Raw genomic sequence first — 22,984 nt, 5'->3', positions numbered from 1 at the left:
GCCTCCCGATATGTTTGCAGTCGTTCTCATTCAACTCGTTGTCATTATCGCTGTTGCCCGGCTGACAGGCTGGATATTCCGGCAGTTTCATCAGCCCATGGTCGTGGGTGAAATTGTTGGGGGCATCCTGCTGGGGCCTTCGCTGTTTCAGCCCTTAGCTCCAGAACTATGGGCCACCATCTTTCGACCGGAAGTGCAGCCCGCCTTTCAAATTATCAAGGAACTGGGCCTGGTGCTGCTCCTGTTTATCGTCGGCATGGAATTTGACTTCAGCCACCTGCGACATCTGGGCCGGGCTGCGGTGATGATCTCCATCGTTGGCATTGCGCTCCCGTTTATCTTTGGGCTAGGGCTGGCTCCGTTACTGCACAGTCAGATGGAAATGCAAAGGCCGCTATGGGGGCTGTGCCTGTTCATGGGCACTGCCTTATCCATTACTGCGCTTCCAGTGCTGGGCAGAATGATGATGGAACTGGGTATTACGAAAACAAAGTTGGGTACGGTGACCATCACTGCAGCAGCAGTCGATGATGCTGCAGCCTGGATTCTCCTCGCCAGCATTGTTGCTGCGGTGCGCTCGCAGTTTGATCCTGCCCAGACCCTGCTGATGATCCTGCAGACAATGGGATTCGTAGCCATCATGTTGCTGGTGATCAGGCCTCTCATGCGAAAACTGCTCGATTTTTACTTTGCCCGCACAGAAAATCGGCTGGAACTTCTGGGCCTGTCGGCCCTCCTGATACTACTGATGCTCTGTGGATGGATCACGTTGAAAATCGGTGTCTTTGCCGAGTTTGGCGCCTTCATGTTCGGGGCGAGCCTGTCGGGGAACGAAAAGCTGCATCATGCCCTGGGAGATTCGTTCCGTAATTTTGTTTCCGCCTTCTTCCTGCCTGTCTTTTTCACCTACACCGGCTTGAACACTGCCATTGGCAGTTTGCAGAGTGTCAATCACTGGCTGCTCGCGATCCTGATCATGGTTGCTGCCGTGGTTGGCAAGTTCGTTGGCTGCACCGTAGTGGCACACTGGAATGGCTATAACTGGAAAGAAGCATCGCTGATCGGAGCCATGATGAACACTCGCGCCCTCATGGCATTGATCGTCCTCAATGTTGGTCTCGAACAGGGCATCTTGAACAAAACCATTTTCACCATGCTGGTGCTGATGGCGATCGTAACCACACTGATGACGACACCATTACTGAAATACCTGTACCGTGGCACTGAGCTGGAAGAACCGATTAATCAATCGGGGTTATTTCGGTCTGCATGGCGAAAAACCATGCAGCGTCGTCGATAACCCTTCAAGTTAGTTTCAATCATGAATCAACGGTGATTGCCCGGCAGGGTGAGGTTCCGGCCAGACATCTCCGCCGGGTTCCTCTTCCAAAGGCATGATCTCATGTTGCCCCATCAGGTTGGCCCACGGCCGGAGCATCGTGACATTGGCACAGATCGCCTTGATGCCTGCAGTCAGTGGCATCGCCAGGAATAAACCAATGTTGCCCCACACCAGTTGCCAGAACAGACATGCCAGGATCACCGTGGTGGCATTCATTTCCATGTGTCGGCCTACCACCAGCGGGAAGATGACATAGCCCTCGATCAAGAGCAGAACACCGTAGACAATGAGTATCCACAGAACGACAATCAGGTTGGCATTGACGAAACCATCGAAGATCGCAGGTATGCAGCCAGCTACGTGGCCGATGTAGGGAATGTATCCCATCACCCCTGCAAAGATGGCACAGGTCCAGGGCTGCTTGAGTCCCATCACGCTATACACCACCCCGAGAATAAGGGTGATAGCCAGGTTGATGGCAGTTCGCCAGACGATATAGGAACGCACCTGCTTGGCCATTTCTTCCAGTGCCCGATAGGTGGCGGAAAAATAAGGCCCCGTGCGTGGCCCGAACACTTCCGCCAGCCGCCCGGCCAGCATTTCACCATCCATCCAGAGAAATAGCATCAGGAAAAGCACGATCAGCGTGATCATCGAGACTTCAAACGTCGAAAAGATAAGAGTCGGCAACATGCTTCCTTCCATGCTGAACTGTTTGTTCAGCCAGCCGAAGATCAGCGACTGATTGGGATCGGGCACATGGGGTTTATCCGAAGTTTGCTCAGCCGACGGTATCGGCGGTCCCATGATTTCCTTATTGTCTGCATCCCTTAACTCGATGGTCTTCTCCGGTTCACTTCGTGGTGGCTGTAATGGGAAAAGTTGTTCCGCAATTTTGTCCGACAAATCTTCCGATACGCGGTTATGCAGTTTCTTGTAATAGACCAGCCTGCCATCAGGTGTACTCAGTTCCTGAAAACCATTTTGAATGGAAACCACAATCCAGATGATGCCCAACGTCATGGCCAGAATCAGTCCGATCATCACCACGATGGCTGCAACGCCGCGAGGCAGCCACCAGCGTATACGCAGAATTTCTACCACGGGATAAAACACTGCAGCCAGCATCAGGGCCACAATGAGTGGCATGATCAGCGGCTTACCCATGGCGAGGGCGATGATCACCCCGAACAGTGCCAGGAAATTCAGCCCCCAGCGTGTTTCGGGGTAAGAATGCAGGAAACTGGTGGGCGGATTGTTTTGCATGTCTATTGAAATCTCCATTGACTGCAGGGGGTCAATGTAGTTGTTCGTGTTCATCATAGGAAGGAATCAGACATTCCTGCTGACAGCTTCCCGTAGAGACTGTACCATAGGTCAGGAGATAAGAACAAGCATGGTCCTGGTAATTTGAGGGTGGCATGTCGACCGGCAACCTGCGTCCCTGGCAAGATAATCGTACGGTCAGTCCGCTGCCCTTTTTCGTTGGCATCATTGCCCTGTTGCTGTTTACCTGGCTCTGGATCGACATCAATTACGTCTGGCATTTTCTGGTTCCAGGCATGCCATCCTACAAAGACCTGTCGAGCACCAAGCCAACAACCGCAGTGGTCCTGGGTTACATGTTTATTGGTGCCACCGCAGCCTTTCTGGTGCAGCCTCACCCCTGGCGCAGCCTGGGTCTGTTGCCGTGGGCGGGCCTCTTTCTCTGGATACAGATGATTGTGGGGCTGATTGTCGATTATTCACCGAGCTTTGGGCGTCCGCTGTTTGCTATCACTGCCGGCGTCATCTGGTACGTTCCCATTGCCACTGCACTCAGGCGGTTGCCTTACGTCTCCATCATGGATGGCATGAAGAAACCGCTCGACTGGGCTGCCGCTGCCTTTATGGGTGGCTTGAGTCTGCTGCTTTATGCCTGGTCTGATTACAATTTCAAAATCAACGACCTGGTTCGCCGATCTGATCGCTTTGCCAACACAGATAATCCATTAGCCATTATGCCACAGGCAGCCTACCAGGCTTTATGGGATGGCGTACAGACACGAGCCTGGGTGCTGTTCCTTATCGCTACCGTTGTCCTGTTGCTTTGGCTCTATCTTTATCGACGTGAGATGTTCGAATCATTCTTCGAACTCTTCTTCCTGCCCTGGTATCGTTTCAAACTGGTGGGGCCGGGCATCGGGCAGTTCCCTGCTTATGGTCCGGTGCTGGTTGTCGCCAACCATGCCTCCTGGTTCGATCCAGTCTGGGTCGGAAAGGTGATACCCAGGCAAATCACGCCGATGATGACCAGCGTGTTCTTCGATAAGCCCGGCTTGAAGTTTCTCGTCAAGGAAATCTTCGGCAGCATTCGCGTGGCTGACATTCCTCGTCGTAGGGAAACTCCCCCAGAACTCGGTGAAGCAGTGGAACGGCTCGATCATGGCGAATGCGTGCTGCTCTTCCCCGAAGGCCGCATGCGTCGCGAGGAAGATGAGCTTCTGAAACACTTCGGCCAGGGTGTCTGGCACATACTCAAAGACAGGCCCAACATTCCGATAGTGCCCATCTGGATTGAAGGGGGCTGGGGCAGCTTCGCTTCTTACTACGGCGGAACACCACCTACGGTCAATAAAGGCAAAATGATCGACTGGAACAGGCGTATCACTCTCGTACTTGGCGAACCCTTCAAGATTGATCCGCCTTTGCTGGCAGAGCATCAAACTACAAGAAAATACCTGATGAATTGTGTATTATCACTGAGGAAATTCCTGCCCAAGCCCAATAACAACAGGTTGCTGCCGGGAGCAACAACTCCCAGCCTGCCTGCCTGAACAATGCTTTACCAAGGTGCACCATGTGGGAGGTCTATTGGAATACTGTTCGCACCAGCGGCATCGACTGGTTTATCCTGATCTGGGGAAGTGTTCTTATCCTCGCCCATCTCTTTGGCTTATTTGCTCGTTGGCGTGGCACCAGCATGGCCTTCATGCAGGGTCTGGAACGCTATCGTACCGTCCTGCTATCCATGACCGAACTGTTGCCCATTCTCGGCTTGCTCGGTACCGTGCTCAGCCTGATGGCAACCTTCCAGAGTTTCCAGACCACCGCTGATGAAACACCCAATCTCGCAGAAACGCTCCGCACCTTTGCCCCGGCACTCAGCGCCACCTGTTCCGGCTTGCTCATGATCGGCCCCAATTTGGTACTGAATGCCTTGCTCTGGCTGGCTACCCCCAAACCTCTCTCCACCGAGGAGGTTGCATGAATCTGCGGGCCACCGGCGTTATCGTTCGCTTCATACCGCTGCTCGATGTTGCGTTCATCATGCTCGGCATCATGATCGTGCTGATGGCCCAGGCCCAGGTGCGCCGTACGGAAAAATCTCAACAGCCCACCGCACCCACTCCCGCACTGGCAGACCAGGCCGGCTTGGATATGGTCTATCTCTATGCAGGTACCGCAGGCAGCGAAATGGGCCGCTGTTATGAACTGGGGCCTCAGCAGGAACTGCTTCGTGAAGTTCGCACGGATGTACCCGACGATATGAACCGCCTGCTCGCACTGCGAGGCAAAAAAGGCACGCCGCTGGTCATACTGCTCATCAGCGATCAGGGGTTCGATGCAGTCTGGAGCGAAAAGAAACTGGCGAGCATGAAGAAAAACTGGAACCTCGAAATCGCCCGCATCTATCCGTTTCGTCGTCAGCCTGGCATCAGCCGCCCAGGGAGCTCATCATGATGGACTGGGGAATGGCATTATCCGTCGGTCTGGGTGTTGCATTCATTTCAGAAGTGACCATTCTGGGAGCCATCATGACTCCCAAAGTTCCCCTTCGCCGGGGTCGCACCTGGCGAGGGACCGTCACCGTAGTCAGCATGATCTCAATCGTCATTGGTGCAGTGGGTGGCTATCTGGCAGGGCAGTTCGGCGGGCGAGGTGGTGGCGGCGCTGCAACACCAGGCAACACCCCGGTTACTTCCGCAGTAGCTCCTTCCATTCCCATCGCCACCCAGACAGTGTTGCCCCAGACCACCAAGGCCGTTCCCGTCGAATCATCCTTCGCCAACATCGTTGACGTTTATTTCCTTCGCGACAAAAACACCAGGCAACTCATACACTTTACCTGCGAAATCGTTACTTACCAGAGGCAGGCCGATGCATGGAGGCCCATCATCGCATCTGTCAAAGGAAATGATCTCGCAGACTTTCTCAAACAGACAATCAGTAAGTTGAACGAACTCCAAACCAAAATGTCAGATGCCGACAAGCCAAACAAACGTCTCAGAATGTACCTCGAACCACATCCTGGCGAAGGGGTGTATGATCAACTCCGACAACAGACTCAAAATGCAGGCTGGAAAGTCGAACGCAAAGACATCACCTGGCAACCCGACCCACCCGAATGATGGTAGTCCTCTCTCTCCGAGAGAGGACCGGATGTGCAGAATCATAGTGTGTTTCACCATCGAGAGAGATATGCAGGGGTGAGAGGCAAACCCACATGATGGAATTCTTCGATACCCTCCTGAGCGTCATGTACTGGTTCGCTAGACCCAGCATTGCCGCCTGGGCTGGTGCCGTCGCTACCGTCGTTGCAGTCTTCTTCGCTGAAATCCGCCGCAACGTCAGGCTGCCTTGCCGGTTTCTTCGCCGCATGCCTCGTATCCTCCTCATCTGGTTAATCGTTGCCTGGTGCCTGTCGCAACTGGCGGGTCGCGGGCTGGGTGGCGCTGGTACAGGCGGAGGCAAGGGTGATGCCATCGGCCCCTGGCTCCATTCACACACGGCTCCCGGTGGCGATGCACTGACCGTTCGGCTACGGTTCATTCCGCAGAAAGATCATCCCGACCTCGCCAGCGATTTCGTCTGCATGGTGCGGCTGGAAACCGAAAGCGATGCCCAGGAAAGGAAAGTCGTAGGCGATACCCTTGCCGAGTTTGAACAGCAACTCGAACGTACACTGAAAAGCATCTCAGAACCGCCCGGTCGGGTGGTCGTGGAAAAACAGCCTTCGCCGGGCGAGGGCACGTTGCGTCGTATCCGCATCATCGTGCAGAAACGCTGGCCTGATGTTCCCTATGCGGAGGTTGCCTCGCCATGAGAACTCTCCGCATCGGGCTGTTTGCAGGTCATGGTGTTGATGGCCATTCCTGGATGGCGCAGCAAGCTTTGCCTGAATCGTTCCAGTGGCAGTACATTCAAGCTGCGAGCGCGGTCAGCTTGATTGATCTCGATGCCTTGGTCTGGCTCTGGGATCCCACCCAGCCCGACGATGCACTGACTGCAGATGCCAAGGTGTTCCGACAATGGTCCTCAGCAACTCTGCGAGCCAGGCAGAATCGGCTCATTCCCATTCTGCTGGTTTCCAATCGCAACTTCGAACAACTCGATCACGATGCTGAACAGCGGGCCTGGCAATGGCAGCAAACCATGCTCGGCAGGCTGAAACGTGCCTGTGAACACGAACTGAAAAGCTGGATTCCATCAACACTGGTCGATCCCAGCCGGGTTGCCTTGCAGCTGGCTGAACCAAACGAGGGTGCTCGGCTTACTGACTACATCACCCGCTTGCGAACCACCATTACGCTTTGGCAGCAGCGCATCCATCGACAGGCGGAACGGTGCCTGGTGGCGGGGCTTCTACTGGTCAGCAGCTATGTCATCCTGATGTTGTGCACGGTTCCCTGGTTGCCCGGCAAGCAACAACCACAACAGCCCACGGCTAACCCACTCGTCTGGTCACAACAAGATTGGAAATGGCATCTGACTGATTGTGAAAAGCTGATTGCAACACTGCAACAGCGTTCTTTCGATCAGCTCACTGCATCGGAACAGGAACGGTTCCTCGAACATCTGCGTTGGCTACCGGTCAGCCATGATCTCCTTTCCCAGCGACGGCCTACCCGTGAAGTGGTACGTCTACGAAAGCAGGTTCAAGAACTGCTGCAACAAATGGAAGGCCGGGTGCAAACCTGGGCGGATCAGCCTGCTGTCTCGCTGATGGAACAGACCGCCAGACAGAACCTGCTCCATCAACTCCTCGATCAGGTCTTTGAACCACGCAAGCCTCCCACCGTCATTCACCAGGCTGCACAGAAATACTGGAAAGGGGAAAGGCAACTGACGCTGGTGATGCTCAGGGAAATGGCTTCCAAAGATCAGAAACTGGAACAAACCCTGGGCCTGTGGCTTGCCTGGCTCAAAGAGAAAGTACCACAAGTCGAACAATGCCGCGTGCATGCCCCCGAACTGAAAACGGCCTGGCTCGTTGAACTTGAATCAACTGTCAACTGGCTCGAGAAAACCCTGGCAATGAAAGAACTCGTGAGCAAGGAACAGATGCAACTGGACAGCACGCCTGCACTGTTGCGGGAAGCATGGACACGAAATTGAAACAAAATAAAAACTTGGCCGAGTCATATAATGCTGATATTCACCCTACAGGCAGGCATCTATGTTCAACACCCCGCAGGAAGCGATTGCCTACAGTTTGCGTTCATCGAAGTTGATGTTTCACCGCTATGTGGATGATCTGAAATCGGAAGAATATCAGCATCGGCCTTGCCTAGGTGCCAACAACGCTGCATGGATCATAGGCCACCTGACCTGCGTTGATCGAGCACAGCTCAGAAAGCTGGGCGTTCCCAAACTGCCTGAACTGCCTGATGGTTTTGTTGAGCGTTTTGCAACCACGCGTGCTGCTGCCACGGGAACCTCGGCAGATTTTGGCGATCCTCACGAACTGGTCAGGCACTTTGATAACCATCGCGATCTGCTCGTGCAGACGGTGGAGAAACTGCCTGCAACGACGTTGAAAGATTCGCCACCCATGGAATCGCCCCTCTTCAGCGATCAGGGTGAATCACTGTTATTCCTGGGTGCCCACACTGCCATGCACCTGGGCCAATTATCCATCATTCGAAGAAGCCTGGGGCGCCCACCGCTGGCTTGATCCATTTGGGAGTTTTCATGGAAGCTGTCATCCTCGCTGCAGGACTGGGCACCCGTCTCCGCCCGCATACTGAAACGACCCCCAAGCCGCTCTTGCCGGTGCAGGGCAGGCCCATTCTTGACTGGATACTTGCCGCCTTGCCTGATTCGGTCGAACGCATTGTCGTGGTCGTCAATCACCTGGCGGAACAGATTGAAGAATATCTGAAACAGCAACGACACTTTTCCCACTGGTCCACCGTTCGCCAGGAAGTGCCACGAGGCACCGGCGATGCTTTTCGTTCTTGCTTCCCCAAGCTCACCGGCAATAAGTATCTTGTCATGAATGCCGACGACCTCTTTGCCGCTGCTGACTTGAAACTTCTCTGTGAGAAGGAAGCTGGGTTGCTGGTGCATCCCGTTGATACTCCTCGACAGTTCGGTATCGCCTTCCCCAAGCCCGATGGCACGCTCGATAAGCTGGTCGAGAAACCTGAACTGGACGGCACCCGCATGGCCAACGTGGGTGTCTACCTGTTTCCTGAAAAAGTGAAACAACTGGAACTCAAACTCTCGCCCCGAGGCGAATACGAGATTACCGATTACGTCACCCAGTTGGCTGAGAGAGGAACGGTCCACCTGGTTCCCGCCCGGTTCTGGCTGCCCATTGGCACCGTAGCCGCCTGGGAACATGCCCAGACTCAGGATTTGTCTCCGTGCAAACGTGGGTCAGGATTCCAATCCTGACAGCGTCGAGCTGCAACGGCGTATTGTCGCCGCGAACAGGATTGGAATCCTGTTCCACACATAAACCCCATGAAAACAGGCGCGCGCACGAGGCGCTGCAGGTGGTCGATTGCAACGGTGGGTCAGGATTCCAATCCTGACAGCGTCGAGCTGCAACGGCGTATTGTCACCGCGAACAGGATTGGAATCCTGTTCCACACAAAAACCCCATGAAAACAGACGCGCGCACGAGGCGCTGCAGGTGGCCGATTACAACCGTGGGTCACGATTATATCGTGACAGCGTAAACGACACAGTAAATCATGACACGATACAATCGTGTCCCACATTTCCACTATCCCATGAAATGAACAAACTCTTAACACTGGCTGATCATTACTGGTATTTACCCAGCCTGGGTGGTACCTTGTAGTAGTGAAATCCCACCTCCTCCCTCCTAGAGGGTCAGTCATGTCGAACACTCGTCGCCGTTTTCTTGCTGATGTTGGTCGTGGCATGCTGGTTGCCAGCGTTGGTTCAGCACTTGCAACCGATCTCGGTTTTTCCCAAGCCTGGGGTGATGATTCTGCACCTCGTCTGAAATTTGGCAAACTGGAACCGCTCGTTACGTTGATGCAGGAAAGCACTGCAGAGCAGATGTTGCCTCGCATTGTGAACATGCTCAAGACGGGTGTTGATCTGAAAGAAGTGGTATCCGCAGCGGCATTGGCTAATGTCCGCACCTTTGGTGGCGAAGATTACGTTGGCTTCCACACCATGATGGCATTGTACCCGGCATACCAGATGGCTCGCGAACTGCCTACGGAACGACAGGCCTTGCCGGTACTGAAAGTGTTGTATCGCAACTGTCAGCGAATGCAGGAACGAGGCGTCAACCCTGAAGTGTTGCACGAAGTCCCTGCGACGACCGGTACTTCCACCAGCCAGGCGTTACGTGATGCCTGTCACAAGAAAGACGTCAAGCAGGCAGAGATTATCTTCAAACAACTGGCTACTTCGCCAGAAGATGCCCTCAATGCATTGTTGCCCGAAGTGCATGAATCGACCGAAGTCCATCGCATTGTCATGGTCTCCCGTTCCTGGGACATGCTCGAACTGGTAGGGCGGGAACATGCACATACGCTGCTCAGGCAATCGGTGCATTACTGCATCAAGAGTGAGAATGACAATCAGAAAAGTTACTTTGCCGAGGTGAGGGCGCTGCTTCCCAAGTTGATGGAAAAGTATCAGTTCGATCACAAGTCATTGGGTAAGAAGCCCGCTGATGATGCCTGGGTTGATCATCTGGCTAAGACCATTTTCAGTGCCAATGCCTCCCAGGCTGCGGAAGCTGCTGCGATGGCATTATCCGAAGGCTATCTACCTGATGCAGTGGGTGAAGCCATCACTCTTGCAGCGAACCAACTCGTACTGCGGGATAAAGGCCGCTACGGCGGCATGGTTCAGCCCAACAAGCCGCAAGGCAGTGTGCATGGCGATTCCATTGGTGTGCATGCCAGCGATTCGGCCAACGCCTGGCGAAACCTGGCCCGGCATTCCAAACATACTGCTGCTTGTCTCATCCTCGGCGCTTACCAAGTGGCTTTAGACCGAACCAACCGTGGCGGCGATTTCCTGAAATGGGAACCCTATCCCCATTCCGAACACAGCAATTCCATCAGCAAAGTCACTCCGGAGAATCTGAACAAGGAACTGGAAGACGCTATCCGGGCGAAAGAACAGGCAAGAGCTTGTGCGCTCGTAAACCGTATCCACGAACTCAAGCAAGATGCATCACCCGTCTTTGCGACATTGCTGAAATATGCCATCAGCGAAGATGGCGCCTTGCATGCCGAGAAGTATTACCGGACGGTCGTAGAAGAATTCAATTCCACACGAGAAGCATACCGCTGGCGGCAACTGCTGGCACTGGCACGGGTGACTGCCAGCGAGTGTGGCCATCCGGCACCAGGGTATGAACAGGCCTGCAAGCTGTTGAAAGTGTAACAGGGCAATGTTAATGGAACTCATGCCGAGTTCCATTAACATTCTGGTTACCATCTCTTTACAATGAACAGGAGCTTACACCCATTGCGAGGTGCATATGGAAACTGTTCTCATCGTTGATGATGAGTCGTCCGTTCGGACCACACTGACCGAATGGTTGCAAGGCAGCCAGTTGAACTTGAAAGTATTGGCAGCAAACGATGCAGCAGCAGCATTGCAACTGGCCAACCAGCATCAGATTGATCTGGCAATTCTCGATTGGAACCTCGGTGCTGGGCTGAACGGTCTACAACTGCTCGAAGACCTGCACGAGTTCCAAAGTGATCTGACTGCTATCCTGATCACCGGTTATGCAAGCCAGGCGACGCCGCTGGATGCACTTCGGCTCGGAATACGGGATTATCTTGATAAAAGTCACGACCTGACGAAAGATTTCTTCCTTTCCGCAGTTCGCAGGCAACTGGAACACCTGCGGCCCCGCAAACGGGAACGGGAAATTCATCAGCAGTTGTCCCGTTTTCGGGCACTGGTGCAGGAAGCACTGCCCAGGCTGGAAACAGCCAGTGTATTGCATCAGGACGGTATACATCTGGATGAAGTCGCACGGGCAGTGATGATGTTGGCACAGCGACTTACGGATGCCAGTGCTGGGTTACTGATTGTCAGAGATACTGCCAGCCAGAACTTGGGGAAGGAGAATATCCAGGTTTTTGATATCCAAGGCAGCCGAGTGGAAGTCTGGCGTGGTTGGCGTTATGCACAGTCACTAGCAGCAGCAGTTTGCAGCATGTCGAATGAGGGGTTGCTCACCTCTCTTGCTTCCACAAGGCATCTCAGTGGCGTACAGCTATCGCCAACGGAATCAAAACATTCCCAGTTGCTCGGCCTGACAATGCATACGAGCCAGGCGTGTGTAGCCATCGTTGAATTGTTCGACAAAAAAGGTGATGTCAAAGCTTTTGATAGCGAAGACAAGGATCGGCTTCGAGCTTTGCAGCCCATGGCAGGATTACTGCTCAAACTGGTCCTGGGGGAACGTGAATCACAGCGGATGTTGTACAGCACCCTGCAAGCAGCTTTACAGGAGAGTAAACGTTTTACTGGAGAGTTGACGAAATCAGCCGGTGCACAGGGCAGTGATGTATTCAGATCGCAGGTTCAGAAGGCAGGTTCGGTCACCGGACAACAGGTGGAACACTGGGCTGATCTGCTTCAGCGATTGTCACAGAAGTATGGTGCAGATGCTGTCAATCGTATTGAGGCAATGCTGCATCAGGTGGAAAGCCTGCTCGATGATGTCACCCGTCTTCCTTCATCATGAGTCTGAAGTTGCAACCCCACTGGCCTGTCAGTTTGAATGAATTGATGCAGCATCCCCAGGCAACCGGGCAGGGGGTGCGGGTTGGTATCATTGATACGGGCATCGATCAGGCTACACTGCAACAGCAGGGTTATGCATCAGCTATTGAGGGCAGTATCTTCGAACCAGGCAAAACACTTCCATACGAGGGCTTGCAGAGCGCTCCGCATGGGACTGCGGTAGCCGGTCTCATACTGCTACATGCGCCACAAGCAACACTCATCTCAGCTGATGTATTCAGCTCGTCAGGTTATTGTGATGTCGAAACACTCATTCGAGCTATCGAATGGTGTGTTCACGAGGCGCGTTGCCATGTCTTGAATATCTCGCTGGGCATTACGGAAGACAGGCTGTTTCCCATCCAGAGGCGCTGGCAACTTCAGCGTATTATCGAAGAGTGTTACCACCGGGATGTGATATCGGTGGCTGCAGCACATAATGATCATCCCCATTCGCGCAGTTTTCCTGCCATCATGGGAGCTCCGCTGATAGGTGTCAGCCGTGGGAAATCGGATAAACATGCAGTGCAGTTATGTTATTCACCTAACGAACGGGTGGAATTTCAAGCCACTGCCAGCAGTAATCTGAATTTTCTGACACAGACTCCTGCTTCCAGTTGGGCAACAGCCCATGTCTCTGCTCTCATTGCCAAATTGCTGTCGCTAAAGCCTGGGTTGAAACCCTTTGAAGTGAAATCAGCTCTGTATCACATGGCCTCCGAGGTAACGACATGAATTCAGAATCAGCATCGGCTGAATGCGTGTCGTTTCTGCTTGCAGCAGGCATTCATGACATTAGCCGGGGTGAGCGGAATTATGCTTCACTGGAGAAGCTGTTGGGACAGGAACAACTGCAGCGCTGTCTGCCTTTGTGGCAAAGCCTGCTGGCTCGCAGTGCAGACCCCGATATGGCACTGAACAACCTGGAGCGGTTTCTTTCCACCGAGAATGCTGTGCCACTTCTCGAAGAAATTCTCTCACACCATCCCGATGCGATTGAAACCTTGATCAATCTGATGGGCACCAGCCAGTTTCTCAGCGATACGCTGATGACTCAGCCTGCAGCGATTGCCATGCTGGGTTTTCCACTCAGTCGCACGCCAACCAAAGAGGAATTGATTACAGAATTGCAGGCCGAGGTCAGCTCCAGTTACGAAGATTCCACGGTGTTGCGGGTAATTCGCAATTATCGAGCCAGGCAATTGCTGCGTATTGGCATCAACGACATCATGCGGGATAGGCCTCTGGAGGAAGTAACTGCAGATATTGCTTATGTTGCAGAAGCTGCAGTGAATGTTGCCTTGACTCAAGCCGAGCGAACCGTTCGAAAAAGGTTTGGCAATCCGGTCTCGGTGCATGGACAGTTTGGCAAAATGATTGTGTTGGCATTTGGGAAGCTCGGTGGAGGAGAACTGAATTACTCCAGCGATATCGACCTGATGATTGTATACGACGAAGATGGCCAGACGGATGGAAAATTGCAGGTTACCCTAGAAGAGTATTACAGCAGGGTGACTACCGAGATGTTGCGATTGCTGACCGCAGCGCCTGCGGCATACCGAGTCGATTTTCGACTTCGGCCTGAAGGGCAACGTGGTCCACTGGTTCGCAGCCTGAGCAGTACGCTCAGTTATTACGATACGCTGGGCCGCACCTGGGAACGCCAGGCTTTAATCAAGGTCAGACCTATCGCGGGTGATTCAGAGCTGGGGACTCGATTCCTGCAAGCCATCGAACCTTTCATTTATCGCAAGTACCTGGCTTTCGCTGAAATCAGTGAAGTGAAGGCCATCAAACGGAAAATCGAACAGCGTGCACTAAGGCAAGGCGATGATACACGCGATGTAAAGACAGGCTACGGTGGCATACGTGATATCGAATTCGTCATTCAGTTTCTGCAGTTGCTTAATGGTGGTGAATTGCCTGCAGTGCGTAACAACAACACGCTGCACGCCATCACTGCATTGCTCCGAGCAGACTGCCTGACCCCCACCGAAGGGGAAATTCTGGAAAAGGGCTACCGTTTCTTGCGTAGGACAGAACATCGACTGCAATTACTGAGCGACTTGCAGACGCATCATTTGCCCGACCGCCCGGAGGAACTGCGCCGGCTTGCTATCCGATTGGGATATTACGACCAGGCAGAAACCGCGCAATCGCAGTTCTTGAGCGATTTCCGACAGGTCACCACGCTGAACCGGAAAGTGCTGAACCATCTCCTGCATGATGCATTTGCAGATGCTGCACAGATCGATTCTCCGGAAACAGATCTGATACTGTTGCCTGAAGATCAAAACGACCGTGCAGCAACTACGCTTAAGCGGTTCGGATTTCGAGACTCAGCCACTGCATTACGAAATATTCAATTGCTTGCCGAGGAACCTGTACCGTTTCTGCCAACCCGCCGCTGTCGTCATTTTCTGGCCAGCATTATCCGCAAGCTGCTTCTGGCTTTATCAGAAACGCCTGATCCTGATATGGCATTAACCAATCTGGAAAAAGTGACTGCATCGCTGGGGGCCAAGGGGGTGCTTTGGGAACTGTTCAGTTTCAATGAACCGAGTCTGAAGCTGTATGTCGAGTTGTGTGCGTCCAGTCAGTATCTGTCGCAGATTCTGATGAGTCATCCGGGTATGATTGATGAGCTATTGGATTCGCTGGTGCTGAATCAACCCAGGACCAGGGATGATCTGCAGCGGGAACTTCAGGAACTCTGCCAGGGTGCCGATCCGGAATTGATCAATCGCATTCTGCACAGTTTTCAGAACAAGGAACTGCTTCGCATCGGCGTGCAGGACATCCTGAGCAAACGGCCTTTACGAGATACCCTGGCATCTCTTTCCGATCTGGCCCAGACACTGTTGCATCAGATCGTCCATCGGGAATACCAGTTGTTGTGTAGGCGATGGGGAGTACCTCGGATGCCCGATTCCGACAGGGCGTGCAGGTTTGCCATCGTGGGGCTGGGAAAGCTTGGCGGCAGGGAGATGAGTTATCAAAGCGATCTCGACCTGATCCTGATTTATGAAGCAGATGGTAAGACCGATTCGAGTAATGGACAATCGACCGACAATATTCACTTTTTCAGCGAGCTGGCTCAACGGATGATCAAGTCTTTGGGACATCACGGGCCGCTGGGCAGGTTGTATCAGGTAGATATGCGGCTTCGGCCAACGGGAAAGTCGGGAAGTCTGGTGGTGCCACTGGAAGGTTTCCGAAAGTATTATGCTGAAGGCGAGGCACAGCTTTGGGAAAGACAGGCGTTAACCCGCGCCAGAATAGTGGAAGGGGAACCAGTATTTTCTGATATCGTGCTGCAAGTGATTCATGAAGCGACTTATCTTTCAGAATGGTCACCAGCAGTAATTGATGAAATTCTGTCGATGCGAATAAGAATGGAAGCCAGTCGATCAGAAACAGACCTCAAGCGTGGAAAGGGTGGCATTGTCGATGTCGAATTCCTGGTTCAATCCTTTCTGCTGAAATATGGATGCCAATATTCATCTATTCGGCAGCCCAATATCTGGGAAGCTCTTACTGCGCTGATGCAGGTGAAATTAATCGATCAGGAAACATATAGACTGGTTCATGATCATTACACTTTTCTCAGAACGATTGAAAGCCGACTGCGGATGCTGCATCATCAATCTTTGGAAAGTCTGCCGGCTTCATCGGTAGATATGCTGACGTTGGTCAGGCGGATGGGGTATCTGGAAACAGATGCTGATCGGGCTATTCAGAGTTTCAAGTCTACTTTAACCATGCAGACAGAGCAGATGCGAAAAGTATTTCTGGAAATGATGGCACAAGAGCGGAATATCAGCGCAGCCGACGGGCAATCTCTTCAGCATTAACGGGCTGAATGATGCCATGTTCGGTGACGATGCCCGAAATTAATGATGCGGGGGTGACATCGAACGCTGGATTGTAGATTGCTACATCAACCGGTGCAGTGCGTTTGCCAAAAGCCTGGGTGATCTCATCGGCATGACGCTGTTCAATGGGAATACCTGTACCATCTGCCAGATTCAGATCGAAAGTGCTTTGTGGGGCTGCAACAAAAAACGGCAGCTTGTGATAGTTGCAGAGAATAGCAACGCCATAGGTACCAATCTTGTTGGCAGTATCACCATTAGCTGCGATACGGTCCGCTCCCACGATGGCCAGTTGCACTTTCCCTTCCCGCATGACCTGAGCAGCCATGTTATCGCAAATGAGGGTGCAGGGGATGCCATGCTGTTGCAATTCCCAGGCGGTCAATCTCGCACCTTGAAGCAATGGCCGAGTTTCATCTGCAAAGACGGTAAACCTTTTCCCCTGTTCCCAGGCCATGATGATGGCAGCTAACGCAGTGCCATACTCTGCGGTGGCCAGTGCGCCGGTGTTGCAATGAGTCAACACGCCGCCACCATCGGGAATGAGATGTGACCCAAATTCTCCAATGCTGCGAGAGGTTTCTACGTCTTCATCTTCAATATCTTGAGCCGTGGCCAGTAACAGTTCAATCAGCTGTCCTTCAGGCTTATGGAAGTATTTTTCCGCCGCGGCATCCATGCGATCAAGCGCCCAGAACAAATTGACGGCGGTAGGTCGGCTCGTACGCAGGTAATTGGTTGCCTGTTTTACAGTTTCCAGCGTGGGGTGTACGAAAGCACGCACGCCTAATACCACACCATACGCTGCCGAAACACCGATCGCTGGCGCTCCGCGTACGCACAATTCCCTGATGGCTTGCCAGACCTGTTCAATGGTCGTGCAATGGCGATAAATGGTTTCTCCAGGCAACCGAGTCTGATCGAGCAGGCGCAATTCACCCAGGGCATCGCCTTGCCACGCTAGTGAGCGGTACAACATGGGGTATTGCTCAGCGTTTCTTCTTCTTTTTTTTTCGCTCTTCCGCTCGTTCTTTGGCGGTTTTGCGATGACCAGTACCAATTTTCTGCTTCTGTGTCATTAAGCCGCCTGGATCGAACATGCCGGCCTTGCCCATACCCATCATCATCTTCATCTTCTGCATCAGGCTCATCGAGTTCATCTGACGAGCCACCGTACGTGCGACCTGGAATTGTTCCAGAAACTTCTTGATCTCATGTGCTTGAACGCCTGCACCGGTGGCAATACGGCGACGGCGACTGAGGTCGATAAGATCAGGGTTCTTCTTTTCCGCTGGCGTCATCGAATCAATCATGCCCTGAAAACGAGTCATCACCTTGTCTGGGTCTTCATCAACATCCTTCATCATTTCCGACATGCCAGGCAACATGCCCATCATGTTCTTCATGCCCAATTGATGAACCATGGCAAACTGCTTGCGGAAATCATCCAGCGTGAAATCGCCCTTGGCCAGCTTTTCCTGCTGTTTGATCCTCTCTTCTTCAGTAATGTGCTGTTGAGCCTGTACAACTTTCTCTACCAGGCTCATCATATCGCCTTGGCCGAGAATACGTTGTGCCATGCGATCTGGGTGGAATTCTTCCAGCTTGTCGAGCTTTTCACCAATACCCACAAATTTGATGGGTACACCGGTTACTTCTTTAATGGAGAGTGCCGCACCGCCTCGTGAGTCGCCATCCAGCTTGGTCAGGATGATGCCATTTAGTTCCAATGCCTCATTGAAGGCTTTCGCTGAATTGACAGCATCCTGACCTGTCATCGAATCGCAGACAAAGAATACTTCATCGGGCTTGGCCTGCTTGTCGATGGACTTCAGCTCATCCATCGGCATTTCCGCAACGTGCAGACGGCCAGCGGTATCGAGAATAACAGTATCGTAACCCTTCAGCCGGGCTTCCTTGATGCCATTGAGACAGACATCCAGAGGCTTTGCAGCACTACGGCTGTGCACAGGAATCTGCAGTTGTTCGCCAAGAACATGTAACTGGTCGATGGCAGCAGGTCGCTGCATGTCAGCAGCTACCATCAATGGCTTCTTGCCACGAGCCTGCAGCATCTTGGCCAGCTTGCCGCAGGTGGTGGTTTTACCGGAACCCTGCAAGCCACACAGCATAATGACCGATGGACGATCCTTGGCAAAATGGATCGTATGATCCACAGGCCCCATCAGCGCGCAGAGTTCATCATAAACGATCTTGATGATCTGTTCTTCTGGTCGGATGCTGTCAATCACATCCTGTCCGACAGCACGGGTACTGACCCGTTCGATGAAGGCATTGGTTACGTTGAAATTAACATCTGCATCAAGCAAGGCTTGTCTGACCGTCGCAAGACCTTCCTTGATATTGGCGGCACTCAATCTGCCACGGCCGGTAATAGCTTTGAAGGCATTCGAGAGACTTTTTTGCAAACCGTCGAACATGATGGCGTAACCAGAAACAGGATAAAGTTGGGTTCCCACATTATATGGGCAGCAATCGATTGAACACCATGTCGCCAGGATTGAATCTGTTCAAATAAGTATGAAATCCGCGAATTTTGCAGGCGAAACAGGGTTGATTTCTGTCAAGCCCAGTTCAACAGACTGCAGGAACTGGACTAGCAGGCTATTTCAGCAGTGTGTATAGTCCTCCCCGCCTTGGTGGGAGTGTGCCATGGATGGCGCACACCGGGCAGGGAAGCCCGGCTCCCCCCATGTGCATCACTGCAACAAACTACTTGAGCGTTATCACGGATGCTAACGCCAGGGTACTGAAAAATAGTTCGGCACGGAGGTTGGCCATGCGAAGTCTTTACTGGTTTACCGCAATGGTATTGGTTGCAGCTGCTGTCGTTACTGTGGCAATTGCTGAATATGGCCAGAAGAGGCCTGACAACTTGGCCTGGCTCATCAGTTCCAGCAAGGACAAACCGTCAACCAGCGTACCTGCTGTTACGCACGGTTCTTCGCCAGCCATTGCGTTTGATTTGCAGCCAGCTCTTCGGAATAACGATACTCCTCCTGTCACTAGTATCATGCAGCCACCGGTAAAACCAGTAGCCGTGGAAGATGTACCCGAACACCAGCAACTACGGGAAGAAGCACTGAAGAATCTGGCCAGCCTGCAACCTGAGCCACCAGCTTTGCCACCCAACGCGAACAAGTCTCCAGTAGTGGATGAATTTACTTTCACAGAAAAACCACTGGTGCCACTGTATGTGCCCATTCAACCAGATGCGAAAGTGGTCATGCCACCCGCCAAGGTGATGCAGGAAGTAGCCAAGCTGCCACCCATTCCAGGTGTCAGTTTGAATTCCAACCCAGTGAAGCAAGTTGATGCGAGTAACAACTTCGCCACGTTGCCCAGTTATTCATTAAATGAAGCCAAAGGCCCGGAAGTCATGCCAGGCCTTCATGCCGCCGTGCCTCCAGTTACGGAAGATGAGAATCCTGTCTACTTTACCATGCAGGCCCTGGGGGAACTCATATCGGCAATGAACCCCACAACTTATTTGTTGTCGCTTCCTGTTGATAAGAAGAGTGCAGCCACTCCTACCAGCTTTGCCTCGCCAGATAAGAAGTCTGCTACCTGTTCAACGGGTTCAACATGCAGTGATAAGAAGGTTTGCTATAATGAAACGCCATGCAATGCGAAAGCATCTGACTGCTGCAAAGTCGGCGATGAACAAAACGTTATCGTTCGGACGTACTCCATTGCTGAATTTAGCACCACGGCCTGCAGCAACCATGATGAACTGATCAGGCTCATTACCACGATGGTTTCGCCAGATGCCTGGAATACCAAAGATGCAACCATCGAGTACTTTGCCCAGGGGAAGTGCCTGGTGGTCCGTCAGAAACAATCCGTACAGGATCAAGTGGATGATTTATTGACACAACTGCGTGGCCAGGTTCTGAAGCAGAACAAGGTGGCTATGCCTCATCCTGTCATCAAACAGGAACTGACTTGTGAAGTACCTGTTGATCTGGAGCAGATCCCACTGTGCCCTGCTGAGGGTACCCCACGTCTGCCACGTGTAATTACGGATGAGCCAAATCGGTGCGTAGGCGACGATGATTTCTTCGGGATGATACCCATGACGCTGGATGGCAGGTTGATGCCTGTGCCCATGACCTTGCCTAAATTGGAATCCACATCATTGGTTCCTGCCCAGTTTACTCCCAAGTCGAATGAGGTTGAGTTGGTTGAGGAAGGTCCAGCCATGAATCGTCCTAAGCCCAAGGCACCTGAATTTTTCCCGTGGTTTTTGCCTTACGCCCCGTTGCCTAATGGCCCGGATTCGTACGAAGAACAGCAAGTGACAGGTACTTCCTTAAGTGGAAAACCGATGAAAAAGTAACTCATCTAATTCGATGGCTTTCTCTCGGAGTCGATGAACAATTTCAAGTTCGTCGGCTCCTTGTGCGTAGAGTGTGAGCACAGGCTGGCCTTTGGCAAACAGAATACCTGCTGTGGGGATATCTGCACATTGTGGAATTCGCCAGAGATCGTCGATTTGCTGGTTGAAGTAAGGTGCTTCGTGTGGAAAAACACAATCTGAAGGTGCGTAATAAACGGCTTTACCAATCAATTGAACAGATGTTGAAGATTGCTTCGAGCCGAATGACTCATGGTAAGTTTGAACATGTTTGGCAATATACGATTGACCGGATGCCAGCTCGAGTAATTCAACCGATGCCGTGTATCGAGGGTTCACTTCAATCAGATTGATCTGATTGTCATTCACGATAAAGTCGACGCCAAACAAACCTGCAAGAAATGGGTCATGTTTTGTAAGAATTGAGCCAAGATGCAATAAATAATCGTCGCTTGAGCTATCCAGTTGAATAGACCCGATATTGCCACAGTAGCTGAATAGTGATGGCGCATGCAGCCATGGGGTGCCGATCAGTTGTCTGGAACAGCCGAGGTATCTGGTTCCCTGCTTGTTGTGCAGGAAGATGGCAGAGAAGGGAACACCTTCCAAAAATTCTTCAAGATAATGAGAAGGAGAGACAGGTTCATTTTGCGACCAATATTGAATACCTCGACCACCAGCACTTGCCAAAGGCTTTTTGAGCCACACACCTTGGGTCGGTGGATTATTCCACATATGTTTGGGGCGATGTAACCTATGTTCTGCAGCAAGTACATCCAGATATTTCGGATTCCGAATCGAGTTGCCGTGCAGTGGATTTGGGTGAGTGTAACCCCAGACGGGTCGTTGTTGCTCAATCGCTCGGTAAACTTGCGGATGGTTTTCAATACCTCCCGTATAGATGACAGACCAATGAAGGGGAAATTGCTCCACTGCCTGCACCATCCCCATCGGATACTCAGCCAAGGAAATGTTCGAAACACTGGCAACGGCCATCAAATCCTTATCTGCAAAGAGATCAACGCAAAATGGCTGCAGACCAGCTCGCAGGCATGAATAAGCCATGGCTCGCGTGCTGGCGCCGATCAGGATAACAGGCATTTTCTCTTGTTGATCCATGGACTTGATGTTATGTCTCAACAGGCTTTCTGCATCGTGACCTGCATGGAATCCGATACAAAATCACTAACCAGTATTGCAAGGAAATGAATCATGGAACGGTTTGATCATCTTGGTTTTGCGACACGTGCCATTCATGCTGGGCAGGATGCAGACCCTGCAACAGGTGCCACCATAGTACCGATTTATGCTACCAGCACTTATACTCAAGCTGCTCCGGGTGATCATAAGGGGTACGAATACAGCCGAAGTGGCAATCCTACCAGAAAGGCACTCGAAACATGCCTGGCTGCACTGGAAGGTGGTGAAATGGGATTAGCTTTCGCCTCAGGGCTGGCAGCTACCAATGCAGTGCTGGCAGCGTTATTGAAACCAGGCGATGAGATATTGGCCAATGCAGATCTTTATGGCGGTACCTATCGCATTCTGGAAAAGGTCTATCGGCCCTGGGGGTTGCAACCAGTTTATACGGAAGACGCCTCGCCACAGGGGTTTGCTGAGAAGATCACTACCAAAACGAAGATGATCTGGGTCGAGACTCCAACCAATCCCCTGTTACAGATAATCGATATCGCTGCTATTGCAGAATTGTCAAAAAAGTCTGGCACGGTACTCGTAGTCGATAACACTTTTGCTTCGCCTTACCTGCAACAGCCATTGCATCTGGGTGCAGACATTGTGCTGCATAGCACCACCAAGTACCTGGGAGGCCATTCCGATGTGGTGGGTGGCTGTGTGATGGGGAAAAAAGATACTTTGACTCCTGTAAAGTTTCACCAGAATGCCTCAGGTGGCACGCCGGGGCCTTTCGATTGTTATCTCACCTTGCGTGGTGTAAAGACCTTAGCACTACGAATGGAGAAACATTGCCAGAATGCAAAACACCTGGCTGATTGGCTGGCGCATCATCCCAAAGTAGAAGAAGTCTATTTCCCCGGGTTGAAGTCGCATCCTGGCTATGCCGTCGCGAAAAAACAGATGCGCGACTCAGGTGGCATGGTCAGTCTGCGAGTAAAGGGTGGCAAGGCTGCGACCATGCAGTTCCTCACCCATACCAAACTCTTCAGTCTGGCCGAGAGCCTGGGCGGTGTCGAATCGCTGGTGAATCACCCGGCAACGATGACCCATGCCAGCATCCCCGCTGACATTCGACTCAAGCGGGGCGTGGATGATGGTCTGATTCGGTTAAGCGTCGGAATCGAAGATGTAGCTGATCTGCAGGCAGATTTAGAACAGGCATTATCCCACTGCTGAGATAATGCC

The 22,984-nt window shown here is 52.3% G+C and carries 19 protein-coding genes; 15 read left to right on the top strand and 4 right to left on the bottom strand.

Translation table 11 applies throughout. The features are described from left to right. Window positions 1-10: 10 nt before the first annotated feature. Window positions 11-1,300 (top strand): cation:proton antiporter, encoded by a 1,290-nt coding sequence (locus JNJ77_03480; protein ID MBL8821624.1) that lies wholly within the window; start codon window positions 11-13, stop codon window positions 1,298-1,300. A 15-nt stretch (window positions 1,301-1,315) separates the two neighbouring features. Here JNJ77_03480 and JNJ77_03475 read toward each other — a convergent pair whose 3' ends face one another. Then, window positions 1,316-2,608, bottom strand: a complete 1,293-nt coding sequence (locus JNJ77_03475; protein MBL8821623.1) for an AI-2E family transporter — start codon at window positions 2,606-2,608, stop codon at window positions 1,316-1,318. 155 nt (window positions 2,609-2,763) lie between these two features. Between JNJ77_03475 and JNJ77_03470 the strand changes: the two genes are divergently transcribed. From JNJ77_03470 to glnE, 12 genes are all read left to right on the top strand, one after another. After that, window positions 2,764-4,158: a 1-acyl-sn-glycerol-3-phosphate acyltransferase gene (locus JNJ77_03470; protein MBL8821622.1), complete on the top strand. Its 1,395-nt coding sequence runs from the start codon at window positions 2,764-2,766 to the stop codon at window positions 4,156-4,158. Between the two features lie 23 nt (window positions 4,159-4,181). Next, the gene (locus tag JNJ77_03465) at window positions 4,182-4,592 is read left to right on the top strand and encodes a MotA/TolQ/ExbB proton channel family protein (protein MBL8821621.1); all 411 of its coding nucleotides are present in this window, start codon (window positions 4,182-4,184) and stop codon (window positions 4,590-4,592) included. Beyond that, window positions 4,589-5,065 carry a hypothetical protein gene (locus JNJ77_03460; GenBank protein ID MBL8821620.1) on the top strand — a complete coding sequence of 159 codons (477 nt, stop codon included), beginning with the start codon at window positions 4,589-4,591 and terminating at the stop codon, window positions 5,063-5,065. Before JNJ77_03465 ends, JNJ77_03460 begins: the two co-directional genes overlap by 4 nt. After that, on the top strand, window positions 5,062-5,733 hold the full coding sequence (locus JNJ77_03455; protein MBL8821619.1) for a hypothetical protein: 672 nt from the start codon (window positions 5,062-5,064) through the stop codon (window positions 5,731-5,733). Before JNJ77_03460 ends, JNJ77_03455 begins: the two co-directional genes overlap by 4 nt. Window positions 5,734-5,828: 95 nt before the next feature. Then, window positions 5,829-6,428 (top strand): hypothetical protein, encoded by a 600-nt coding sequence (locus JNJ77_03450; GenBank protein ID MBL8821618.1) that lies wholly within the window; start codon window positions 5,829-5,831, stop codon window positions 6,426-6,428. Further along, on the top strand, window positions 6,425-7,720 hold the full coding sequence (locus JNJ77_03445) for a hypothetical protein (protein ID MBL8821617.1): 1,296 nt from the start codon (window positions 6,425-6,427) through the stop codon (window positions 7,718-7,720). Before JNJ77_03450 ends, JNJ77_03445 begins: the two co-directional genes overlap by 4 nt. A gap of 61 nt (window positions 7,721-7,781) precedes the next feature. Further along, the gene (locus JNJ77_03440) at window positions 7,782-8,279 is read left to right on the top strand and encodes a DinB family protein (protein ID MBL8821616.1); all 498 of its coding nucleotides are present in this window, start codon (window positions 7,782-7,784) and stop codon (window positions 8,277-8,279) included. Window positions 8,280-8,296: 17 nt separating this feature from the next. Next, window positions 8,297-9,004 (top strand): nucleotidyltransferase family protein, encoded by a 708-nt coding sequence (locus JNJ77_03435; protein MBL8821615.1) that lies wholly within the window; start codon window positions 8,297-8,299, stop codon window positions 9,002-9,004. A gap of 450 nt (window positions 9,005-9,454) precedes the next feature. Next, complete coding sequence (locus JNJ77_03430) at window positions 9,455-10,990, top strand: hypothetical protein (protein MBL8821614.1); 1,536 nt, start codon at window positions 9,455-9,457, stop codon at window positions 10,988-10,990. Between the two features lie 97 nt (window positions 10,991-11,087). Next, window positions 11,088-12,311 (top strand): response regulator, encoded by a 1,224-nt coding sequence (locus tag JNJ77_03425; GenBank protein MBL8821613.1) that lies wholly within the window; start codon window positions 11,088-11,090, stop codon window positions 12,309-12,311. Between the two features lie 8 nt (window positions 12,312-12,319). Beyond that, complete coding sequence (locus JNJ77_03420; protein MBL8821612.1) at window positions 12,320-13,084, top strand: S8 family serine peptidase; 765 nt, start codon at window positions 12,320-12,322, stop codon at window positions 13,082-13,084. Continuing rightward, window positions 13,081-16,203 carry a bifunctional [glutamate--ammonia ligase]-adenylyl-L-tyrosine phosphorylase/[glutamate--ammonia-ligase] adenylyltransferase gene (gene glnE, locus JNJ77_03415; protein MBL8821611.1) on the top strand — a complete coding sequence of 1,041 codons (3,123 nt, stop codon included), beginning with the start codon at window positions 13,081-13,083 and terminating at the stop codon, window positions 16,201-16,203. The genes JNJ77_03420 and glnE overlap by 4 nt, the downstream gene beginning before the upstream one ends. On the opposite strand, the gene mtnA is transcribed toward glnE, so the two are convergent. Both mtnA and ffh read right to left on the bottom strand, forming a co-directional pair. Further along, window positions 16,169-17,203, bottom strand: coding sequence for an S-methyl-5-thioribose-1-phosphate isomerase (gene mtnA / locus JNJ77_03410; protein MBL8821610.1), 1,035 nt, complete (start codon window positions 17,201-17,203; stop codon window positions 16,169-16,171). The two genes, glnE and mtnA, sit on opposite strands and share 35 nt — an antisense overlap. 10 nt (window positions 17,204-17,213) lie before the next feature. After that, the gene (gene ffh / locus JNJ77_03405; protein MBL8821609.1) at window positions 17,214-18,665 is read right to left on the bottom strand and encodes a signal recognition particle protein; all 1,452 of its coding nucleotides are present in this window, start codon (window positions 18,663-18,665) and stop codon (window positions 17,214-17,216) included. A gap of 359 nt (window positions 18,666-19,024) precedes the next feature. On the opposite strand from ffh, the gene JNJ77_03400 reads away from it, so the two are divergent. Then, window positions 19,025-20,584, top strand: a complete 1,560-nt coding sequence (locus tag JNJ77_03400) for a hypothetical protein (protein ID MBL8821608.1) — start codon at window positions 19,025-19,027, stop codon at window positions 20,582-20,584. Here the strand turns inward: JNJ77_03400 and JNJ77_03395 are convergent. Beyond that, window positions 20,558-21,721: an ATP-grasp domain-containing protein gene (locus JNJ77_03395; protein MBL8821607.1), complete on the bottom strand. Its 1,164-nt coding sequence runs from the start codon at window positions 21,719-21,721 to the stop codon at window positions 20,558-20,560. The two genes, JNJ77_03400 and JNJ77_03395, sit on opposite strands and share 27 nt — an antisense overlap. A gap of 93 nt (window positions 21,722-21,814) precedes the next feature. On the opposite strand from JNJ77_03395, the gene JNJ77_03390 reads away from it, so the two are divergent. Next, complete coding sequence (locus JNJ77_03390; GenBank protein MBL8821606.1) at window positions 21,815-22,975, top strand: cystathionine gamma-synthase; 1,161 nt, start codon at window positions 21,815-21,817, stop codon at window positions 22,973-22,975. Window positions 22,976-22,984 lie beyond the last annotated feature (9 nt).

It is taken from the genome of Planctomycetia bacterium, from assembly GCA_016795155.1.
Classification (GTDB): Bacteria; Planctomycetota; Planctomycetia; order Gemmatales; family HRBIN36; genus JAEUIE01.
The sequence above is the reverse complement of the archived record's forward strand: the minus strand, read 5'-3'. Positions and strand labels throughout refer to the sequence as shown.

Coding starts and splice junctions, on each gene's coding strand:
- JNJ77_03460 (MBL8821620.1), top strand. CDS start 4,589: ATGAATCTGCGGGCCACCGGCGTTATCGTTCGCTTCATACCGCTGCTC.
- JNJ77_03440 (MBL8821616.1), top strand. CDS start 7,782: ATGTTCAACACCCCGCAGGAAGCGATTGCCTACAGTTTGCGTTCATCG.
- JNJ77_03425 (MBL8821613.1), top strand. CDS start 11,088: ATGGAAACTGTTCTCATCGTTGATGATGAGTCGTCCGTTCGGACCACA.
- JNJ77_03400 (MBL8821608.1), top strand. CDS start 19,025: ATGCGAAGTCTTTACTGGTTTACCGCAATGGTATTGGTTGCAGCTGCT.
- JNJ77_03390 (MBL8821606.1), top strand. CDS start 21,815: ATGGAACGGTTTGATCATCTTGGTTTTGCGACACGTGCCATTCATGCT.
- JNJ77_03430 (MBL8821614.1), top strand. CDS start 9,455: ATGTCGAACACTCGTCGCCGTTTTCTTGCTGATGTTGGTCGTGGCATG.
- JNJ77_03445 (MBL8821617.1), top strand. CDS start 6,425: ATGAGAACTCTCCGCATCGGGCTGTTTGCAGGTCATGGTGTTGATGGC.
- JNJ77_03435 (MBL8821615.1), top strand. CDS start 8,297: ATGGAAGCTGTCATCCTCGCTGCAGGACTGGGCACCCGTCTCCGCCCG.
- JNJ77_03395 (MBL8821607.1), bottom strand. CDS start 21,721: ATGGATCAACAAGAGAAAATGCCTGTTATCCTGATCGGCGCCAGCACG.
- JNJ77_03465 (MBL8821621.1), top strand. CDS start 4,182: ATGTGGGAGGTCTATTGGAATACTGTTCGCACCAGCGGCATCGACTGG.
- glnE (MBL8821611.1), top strand. CDS start 13,081: ATGAATTCAGAATCAGCATCGGCTGAATGCGTGTCGTTTCTGCTTGCA.
- JNJ77_03475 (MBL8821623.1), bottom strand. CDS start 2,608: ATGCAAAACAATCCGCCCACCAGTTTCCTGCATTCTTACCCCGAAACA.
- JNJ77_03455 (MBL8821619.1), top strand. CDS start 5,062: ATGATGGACTGGGGAATGGCATTATCCGTCGGTCTGGGTGTTGCATTC.
- ffh (MBL8821609.1), bottom strand. CDS start 18,665: ATGTTCGACGGTTTGCAAAAAAGTCTCTCGAATGCCTTCAAAGCTATT.
- mtnA (MBL8821610.1), bottom strand. CDS start 17,203: ATGTTGTACCGCTCACTAGCGTGGCAAGGCGATGCCCTGGGTGAATTG.
- JNJ77_03470 (MBL8821622.1), top strand. CDS start 2,764: ATGTCGACCGGCAACCTGCGTCCCTGGCAAGATAATCGTACGGTCAGT.
- JNJ77_03480 (MBL8821624.1), top strand. CDS start 11: ATGTTTGCAGTCGTTCTCATTCAACTCGTTGTCATTATCGCTGTTGCC.
- JNJ77_03450 (MBL8821618.1), top strand. CDS start 5,829: ATGATGGAATTCTTCGATACCCTCCTGAGCGTCATGTACTGGTTCGCT.